The following is a 7963-nucleotide window of genomic DNA, read 5'->3' as shown; positions in this document are numbered from 1 at the left end:
CTGCACCGTCCGGCGCGCGGGCCCGGCCGCTCCCCTCGGGCCCTGGCCCCCCGCCCGGCCCCCCCCCCGCCGCCCCCCCCCCCCCCCCCCCCCGGGGGGGGGCCGCCCCCACCCCCCCCCCCCCCGCCCCCGACTCACATGCCGACCCCGTCGCCGCGGGGGCTGGGCGGCGCCTGCTGGGGCCCGGCCCGTCCCGGACCGCTCTCTCCGGCGCCGGGCGCCGGGGCGGAGGTACCGCGCCGCTCGGCGGCGCCGGGCTGCTTGTGGGTGAAGCCCGCCTGCCACGAGGGCGCATTGTTCTCGGGAGCGGCGGGCGCAGGGCCGCTCCTCGGGGCGGGCTGGGTGTGCGTGAAACCCGCCTGCCACGCGGGCCGGGGCTGCTCCGGTGCGGGTTGCTGAGGTGCGGGGGTCTGCGGCGCGGGATTCTCCTGACCGGGGGGCTGCTGGCCGGGAGTCTGCTGCCCAGGGGTCTGCGGTGCCGGGGTCTGCTGCCCGGGGGTCGCAGGCGCCGGGGTCTGCGGCCCGGGGGTTCGCGGCCCTGGACCTTCCTGCTCCGGACCTTCCTGCCCGGGACCTTCCTGCCCGGGTCCCTCCTGCCCGGGTCCCTCCTGCCGGGGACCTTCCTGCCCCGGACCCTCCTGCCCGGGCCCCTGCCGCTGTTGGCCGATGGCGGCCTGCTGAGGCGCCTGTTGCTGCCCTTGTTCCGGCGCCTCGGGCCTAAGTACCTGCCCGTTGGGTCCCTGGACCGTGCGGGCCGCGTCCCGCTCCTGGGCGGTGGCCATCATTTCGGGCCCGCGCTGCGGCAGCGGCGTCTGCTCCATGGTCGCCTGGACCAGGGCCTGCACGGCGTGGTCCCAGGAGTACTGCTGGAGTACGTCCCGCAGGTAGAGGGCGTCAGCCTGGCGCTGGGGGAGCTCCTCCTGCAGCCGGTTGATCGCCTGGAACCACGCTTCGGCACGGTCGCCACCGTTGGGCGGCTCGGGTACCACGACCCGCTCGCCGATCTCCTCCGGCACCCGATCGGTGTCCTGGAAGAACATCGCGGCGCCGCTCTCCTCGTTGACCAGCACCGGGACTCCATGGGCAAGGCCCTCGGGCGCCACCATGCCGTAGCCCTCGTGCTTCGAGGGCATGATCACCGCGTGGGAGTTCCTGATGTCCTCATTGAGCTCTTCGACGTTGCTCGTGCGGCCCTTGACCGTCGCGTTTCCGCCGCTGAGCTCTGCGATTCTGGCCGTAGCATCTGCTAGTTCCTCATCCTTGACACCTCGGACGGTGAGGTGGATGGAAACGCCGGCCTCGTTCAGCAGGGCAACCGCCCTCGCGGCGTCGTCCATGCCCTTGAGGGGGTCACTCACCCGTCCCATGACCAGGAGGTTCAGTCGGTCCGGTGCGGGGTCGTGCTGCACCGGATCGTAAATTCGGGTGCCCGGGACCACTTCATGGGAATGGGGAATGTTCGGACCGTCTTCGGAAAGCTGCCTGCTTACTTCCGACAGAAGAGGTCCGACTCCGGCCGCGACATCCGCGCGCGCCATTGTTGCCCGCTCGACAGCAGAGTCCCTGGCCGCCTTTCCCTGCGCCTTCTCGAGGGGATCTCCCTTGAAGAACGGCAGCCGTTCAGGGCTTGTGTGCAGGAAGTGCACCATGCGTGCTTCCGGGTACCAGTTCTCCCGCAGTTCAGCAGCGGCCGGTCCGGAGAAGCGTGAGTGCCCGATGATCATGTCGTAGGGCTGGCTCGCCGGATCTTCCAGACCGTACTCCGTGGGATCCTGGCCGGCGAGATGCTCGATCCAATCCCGTCGCTCCATCCCCCCTTGAGGCTGCGTCTGCACGATCCTCTGTATGCCCTCGTGCTGGGGCATTTCAGGGTTGGCCGTGAACAACGTGACGTTGTGGTGGCGGGCGAGAGCCTCGGCCATCTCCTGGTTGAAGACCTCCACGCCTCCCTCGCCTCGGCCGCTGTTGTCCGACACGACGAGAATGTTGTACCGCTTTTTAGCCATTGGTCCCCCCGTATTCCTCAATCACCGCTCGCCCCGTGTCAGAAGCCGTAGGTTTCCGCCAGTTCGCGGCCGATTCCTTCGGAGATGAATTCCGTCAGGTCGAAGGCGGAGAGGTGCATGATGCCGGATTCCGCACCCGGGTGGATCCTCGCGGCGTACTCGTCCAGGAGCTCCGCCAGAATTCCCGCGCGAACGGCGGAGATGGCGACGTGATCCGGGTCCCCCTTCTCGCGGAAGATGCGGCGCTCTCCGGGGTGCGGTGCCCTTGGCTTCTGTCCGAGTTCCTCACGGCGGGCGAAGGATTCCGCCGTGTCTCCGATCGGCCTGGGAACCGGCTGACCTTCGGGCCACTGCACTCCGGCGGTCGAGTGCACGCTCGGGTCGATCAACTCGTGCCGTTCCCGCCAGAACACCCGCGCCCGCCCGGCCAGCAGATTCTGAACGTCCTGCGCCGCCTTGGTTGTCGTCGGTTTCACCGAGGCATCCCCGGTCTGCCGCATGTACGCCAGGGTTGGCATGTTCTCCGACGCGCGCGAGGCCGCCCGGAACAGTGCGTCATACCGAGGCCGCAGGTCGTCCACGTCGGACGGCCGGTGGGACACCCGCGCCACGTTGACCGACCCGACCGGGTGCGGTGTCGGGGCGGACGCGCCCATCGCCGCCCGCAGGTCGTCGGCCGCGACGTGCACCAGTCGGCTCAGCTCCGCCGTGTCCCCGGCGATTTTCAGCGCGGGCCGGCCCGGCGCAAGCCTGTTGACCATGTCACCGAACGGGAAGGTCAGCGTCATCATGTGCCCCTCAGGCACGACCACCGCCCGCCCCGGCACCAGGTAGTCGTCCAGAAACGGCTCGCTCCGGGTCTCCCACGGACCCGGATCCGCGGCCATCCGGGCCTCCCACTCCGCCACCGCCTCCGCGAAGGTGATCGGGCGGTCGACCGGCCCGGCGGCACGCCGAGAGATCAGATGGCGCGCCGGATCCGAGGGTTCCCCTTCCTGCGGCGCGGGGCCTTCGGAGACCGACAGAGCCGCCTCCAACTCCCGCCACGTCGCTCGGCGTTCCTCCGACCACCGTCCGCCCCCACTGTCCAGGCGCCACACCCTGTTCTCCTGGACCCACATCATCCGCGAGGCCGCCGAATAGATCATTTCGTATGCGTCGGCAAGTTCCAGTTGGCCGCTCATCCCGACTCTCCTTCACGATCGATCAACTCACCCACATCCTCACATCGCACATGCGATCCGATCATCTTCGCGGGTCGAGCTGTTCTTGTGGCGCCCCGTCAGGAAGACGGCAGCCGTGAGCCCCGTGGGACCTTTCGGTTCCGCGGGTCGTCGGATTATGCGGCCTCGGCCTCGTCCGTCACCGTCACCCGGGTCAGCAGGTCCTCGTACGCCCCCCGGTCGAACTCGCCCGCCACCGGGGAGAGCACCGTCGCCGCCGAGAGGGCTACCGCGTGGGTGAGGCGGTCCGGCCAGGGGAGTTCGTCGACCAGGCCCGCCAGGAGGCCCGCGACGGCCGAGTCGCCCGCGCCCGTGGGGTTGCCCTTCACCGCGGCCGGCGGGGCCGCGTGCCACAGGCCGTCCGCGGTGGCGGCCAGCATGCCCTGGGGGCCCAGTGAGGAGACCACCGCGTGCGCGCCGCGGCGGCGGGCGTCGCGGGTGGCGCGGTGCGGCTCGCGGGAGCCGGTGAGCTGGGCGAGCTCGTCGGCGTTCGGCTTGACCACGTCGGGGCGGGCGGCGATACCGCGCCGCAGGGGCTCGCCGCTGGTGTCGAGGAGGACGGGGACGCCGGCGGCGCGGGCGAGCCGGATCAGCTCCGCGTACGCGCCGACGTGGATGCCGGGCGGCAGGCTGCCGCACAGGGCCACCGCGCGGGCGCCGGCGAGCAGCTCGGTGTAGCGGGCGGTGAGGGCGGACCACTCGGCGGGCGTGATGGTGGGGCCGGGCTCGTTCAGCTGGGTGGTGTCGCCGGTCGTGGTGTCGACGATCGCGACCGTACGTCGGGTGGGGCCCGCGACCGGGACCAGCTCGTCGCGGACGGGGCTCGGCGCCAGGTGTCCGCGCAGGATCTCGCCCGTGGAGCCGCCCGCGAAGCCCGTCACGACCGTCTCGTGACCGAGGGCCGCGAGGACGCGGGCGACGTTGAGGCCCTTGCCGCCGGGACGTTCGATCACCTGCGTGACGCGGTGGGAGGCGTGCGGGGTGAGGGCGGGGACGCGGTACGTGAGGTCCAGAGCCGTGTTGAGGGTGACCGTAAGAATCACCTGCCGTACCCCCGTAGCCCGTCGAAAGTTCTTGGAACAGCCGTAGAACGCGCCACGATCATGCCAAACGGAAGGCGGTTGGCCCAGTCCCCGGGCCAACCGCCTTGCGCTGTGCGGGCGCGATCAGGCCGACTGCGGCTCGACCACCCAGGTGCCCTTGCGCATCACGCCCTTGACGTCGAAGTCGGCGTCGAGGACGACGAGGTCGGCGTCCTTGCCGGGCTCCAGCGACCCGACCCGGTCGTCGATGCCGAGCACCCGCGCCGGGTTGGCGGAGATGGCCTGGACGACGGACTCGACGGGCAGCCCGTCGACGGTCGCGGCCCGCTTGAACGCGCGGTCCAGGGTGAGGGTCGAGCCCGCGATGGAGCCGCCCTCGACGAGTCTCGCCACGCTGTCCTTCACCTCGACGGCCAGCGTCCCGAGCATGTACCGGCCGTCGCCGAAGCCCGCCGCGTCCATCGCGTCCGTGATGAACGCGACCCGGCGCGGCCCCGCGTGATGGAACGCCAGCTCCAGGGCGGCCGGGTGCAGATGCGTGCCGTCGTTGATGAGCTCGACCGTGATCCGCTCGTCCTCCAGGAGCGCGGCGATCGGGCCGGGGGCGCGGTGGCCGAGGGCGGGCATCGCGTTGTAGAGGTGGGTCGCCACGGTGGCGCCCGCGTCGATCGCCTCGACGGTCTGCTCGTACGTCGCGTCCGTGTGGCCGATCGCGGCGACCACGCCGTGTTCGGCGAGGAGGCGTACGGAGTCGATGCCGCCGGGCAGTTCGGTGGCGAGGGTGACCATCCTGGCCTGGCCGCGGGCGGCGTCGATCAGTTTGCGGACGTCGGCCGGGTCGGGGTCGCGCAGCAGCGTCTCGTCGTGTGCGCCCTTGCGGCAGGGGGCGATGAACGGGCCCTCGAAGTGGATGCCGGCGATCTCGCCCTGCTCGGCGAGTTCGGAGAGCAGTCCGGCGCGGGTGCTCAGGAAGTCCATCTCGCCGGTCACGAAGGAGGCGACGACGGTGGTGGTGCCGTGCAGCCGGTGGGTGTGGACGCCGGTGAGGATCTCGTCCACCGTGCCGGAGGTGAAGGAGGCGCCGCCGCCGCCGTGGTTGTGCATGTCGACGAAGCCGGGGACGACCCAGTGGCCGGTGAGGTCGATCGCCGGCGCGTCGGCGGGCGCGGCGCCCGCGATGCGACCGCCGTCGACGATCACCCGTCCGTTCTCGACGATGCCGGTCGGCAGCACCACACGGGCACCGGCGAGAACTGTGGAAACGGCCATCAGGCGGATACCTCCGAGTCGAGGGAGAGAAGGTCCCAGGCGAGGAGGCCCGCGCCCAGGCATCCGGCGGTGTCCCCGAGGGCCGCGGGGACGACGGCGGGCAGCTTCTGGAACGTGACGCGTTCCTCCACGGCGGCCCTCAGTGGTGTGAACAAGGTTTCCCCGGCCTCGGCGAGACCGCCACCGATGATGAGCGTGCGGGGGTCCAGCAGGGTGAGCGCGGTGACCAGGCCGTCGGCGAGCGCGTCGACGGCGTCCTGCCAGACCCGTACGGCCCTGGTGTCGCCGGACTCGACGGCCTTGGCGCAGTCGGCGGCGTCGGCGTCCGGGTCGCCGGAGGCGGCGGCCCAGGCGTGGGAGACGGCGGAGGCGGAGGCGTACCGCTCCAGGCAGCCGCGCTGGCCGCAGCCGCACTCGGCGCCGCCGGGGCGGACGACGATGTGGCCGATCTCGCCGGCGTAGCCGTGGGCGCCGGCCTCGATGACCCCGCCGATGCCGATGGCGCCGGCGATCCCGGTGCCGAGCGGCACGAAGAGGAAGCGGTCGGCGCCGTTCCCGGCGCCGATCCGGCCCTCGGCGAGGCCGCCGGTGCGGACGTCGTGGCCGAGGGCGACCGGGATGCCGTCGAGGCGCTCGCTGAGCAGGGTCCGCATCGGGACGTCGCGCCAGCCGAGGTTGGCGGCGTAGACGGCGATGCCGTTCTCGGCGTCGACGATGCCGGGTACGGCGACTCCGGCGGCCGCGGCGGGCTCGCCGTACCGCTCCAGGCCGTAGGCGCGCAGGTCGGCGGCGAAGCCGAGGATCGTCTCGACGACGGCCTCGGGGCCGCGCTCGCGCCCGGTGGCGCGGCGTGCCTCGTGGAGCAGGGTGCCGTCCGTGCCGACGAGGGCGGCCTTCATGCCGGTGCCGCCCACATCGAGGGCGATGACGTGTCTCACGGGAACAGTCTCGCGCGTGCGGGCCCGAAAGGTCTAGTCCACTGGCCGATATTGTTGCGCAGGGATACAAATCCGGGCGGCAACCGCCCGGGCCGGGCTTCACAAGGCCTTCACCCGATCCCGAGGATCTACCCAAGTGGTGTAGACCTTATGCTTCCTCTTCTGTGAAAATCACAGCTCAACGACGAGCACGAGGGTGGGGCAACGCTGTGCAGCGGCGATTTCTTGGACTGACCGCGACGTTCGCCGCGCTGGGCATGACCGCCGGTCTCTCCGGCTGCGGCCTCTCCGGCAGCGACTCTGGCGACGTGACCCTGAAGCTGGTCGCCGCCGACTACGACCTGACCGGTGGCGACACCACCAGGAAGTACTGGGACGGGCTCACCGCCGCCTACGAGGCCGAGCACCCCGGCGTCCAGGTCGAGGTCCAGATCGAGTCCTGGAACGACGTCGACCGCAAGGTCGCCGAGATGGTCAAGACCGGCCAGGCACCCGACATCGCCCAGATCGGCGCCTACGCCGACTACGCGGCCGCCGACGAGCTCTACTCGGCGGACGAGCTGCTCTCCATCCCCGTCCAGGCCAACTTCCAGGCCCCCCTCGCCTCCGCCGGCGAGCACAAGCGCACCCAGTACGGCCTGCCCTTCGTCGCCTCCACCCGGCTGCTCTTCTTCAACGAGGACCTCTTCGAGCAGGCCGGCATCAGCAAGCCCCCGACCACCTGGGACGAGCTGGCCGCCGCCGCGGAGAAGCTGAAGGACAAGGACGTGAAGTACCCCTTCGCGCTGCCGCTCGGCCCGGAGGAGGCCCAGGCCGAGACGATGATGTGGCTGCTCAGCGGCGGTGACGGCTACACCGACGGCACCGACCGCTACCGGATCGACTCCGAGCAGAACATCGAGACCTTCGACTGGCTGAAGACGAACCTGGTCCAGAAGAAGCTCACCGGCCCGGTCGCCCCCGGCAAGCTCAACCGCAAGGACGCCTTCGCCGCCTTCTCGCGCGGTGAGGTCGGCATGCTCAACGGCCACCCCTCGCTCATGCAGGAGGCCGAGAAGAAGGGCGTCAAGGTCGGCAAGGTCGCCCTGCCCGGCGCGACCGGCAGGGCCAAGGCGTCCATGGGCGTCGCCGACTGGATCATGGGCTTCAAGCAGAACGGCCACCGCGAGGAGATCGGCGACTTCCTCGACTTCGTCTTCAGCGACGAGAACGTGCTGAAGTTCGCGGGCGACAACGACCTGCTGCCGGTGACCGTCAGCGCGTTCTCCCGGATGGAGAGCGACGAGGAGCACAAGAACCTGCGCGAGTTCCTCACGGAGCTGCCGAACTCGCAGCTCCCGCCGGTCGGCAAGACGTCCTGGGCCCAGGTCAGCGACCACATCAAGCAGAACATCGGCAAGGCCGTCACCCCGGGGGCGAAGCCCTCCGACGTCCTGGGGCAGATCGCTCGTGAGGCGACCGCGGCCGAGAGCGCGGAGTAATAG

At 71.1% G+C, this 7963-nt stretch carries 6 protein-coding genes; 1 reads left to right on the top strand and 5 read right to left on the bottom strand.

Annotation, left to right across the window (positions count from 1 at the left end):
• Positions 1 to 134 precede the first annotated feature (134 nt).
• The 5 genes from ACFY8U_RS34285 to ACFY8U_RS34265 all read right to left on the bottom strand — a co-directional run bounded on the left by ACFY8U_RS34285 (position 135) and on the right by ACFY8U_RS34265 (position 6479).
• Positions 135 to 2006, bottom strand: a complete 1872-nt coding sequence (locus tag ACFY8U_RS34285) for a glycosyltransferase (RefSeq protein ID WP_389576060.1) — start codon at positions 2004 to 2006, stop codon at positions 135 to 137.
• 38 nt (positions 2007 to 2044) lie between these two features.
• Positions 2045 to 3043 carry a hypothetical protein gene (locus ACFY8U_RS34280; protein WP_389576059.1) on the bottom strand — a complete coding sequence of 333 codons (999 nt, stop codon included), beginning with the start codon at positions 3041 to 3043 and terminating at the stop codon, positions 2045 to 2047.
• 302 nt (positions 3044 to 3345) lie between these two features.
• Positions 3346 to 4272: a 1-phosphofructokinase family hexose kinase gene (locus ACFY8U_RS34275; protein WP_389576058.1), complete on the bottom strand. Its 927-nt coding sequence runs from the start codon at positions 4270 to 4272 to the stop codon at positions 3346 to 3348.
• A gap of 123 nt (positions 4273 to 4395) precedes the next feature.
• Positions 4396 to 5541: an N-acetylglucosamine-6-phosphate deacetylase gene (gene nagA, locus ACFY8U_RS34270; RefSeq protein WP_389576057.1), complete on the bottom strand. Its 1146-nt coding sequence runs from the start codon at positions 5539 to 5541 to the stop codon at positions 4396 to 4398.
• Complete coding sequence (locus ACFY8U_RS34265; RefSeq protein WP_361598923.1) at positions 5541 to 6479, bottom strand: ROK family protein; 939 nt, start codon at positions 6477 to 6479, stop codon at positions 5541 to 5543. The genes nagA and ACFY8U_RS34265 overlap by 1 nt, the downstream gene beginning before the upstream one ends.
• Before the next feature lie 209 nt (positions 6480 to 6688).
• Between ACFY8U_RS34265 and ACFY8U_RS34260 the strand changes: the two genes are divergently transcribed.
• Positions 6689 to 7960, top strand: coding sequence for an ABC transporter substrate-binding protein (locus tag ACFY8U_RS34260; RefSeq protein WP_389576056.1), 1272 nt, complete (start codon positions 6689 to 6691; stop codon positions 7958 to 7960).
• Positions 7961 to 7963: the final 3 nt, after the last annotated feature.

It is taken from the genome of Streptomyces sp. NPDC012508 (assembly GCF_042902595.1).
Classification (GTDB): domain Bacteria; phylum Actinomycetota; class Actinomycetes; order Streptomycetales; family Streptomycetaceae; genus Streptomyces.
Note: the sequence above shows the minus strand (reverse complement) of the source record. Positions and strands in the feature narration are given on the sequence as shown.

What these genes read in the sequence shown, in the direction of transcription:
- ACFY8U_RS34285 (WP_389576060.1), bottom strand. Translation starts at nt 2,006, where the DNA reads ATGGCTAAAAAGCGGTACAACATTCTCGTCGTGTCGGACAACAGCGGC.
- nagA (WP_389576057.1), bottom strand. Translation starts at nt 5,541, where the DNA reads ATGGCCGTTTCCACAGTTCTCGCCGGTGCCCGTGTGGTGCTGCCGACC.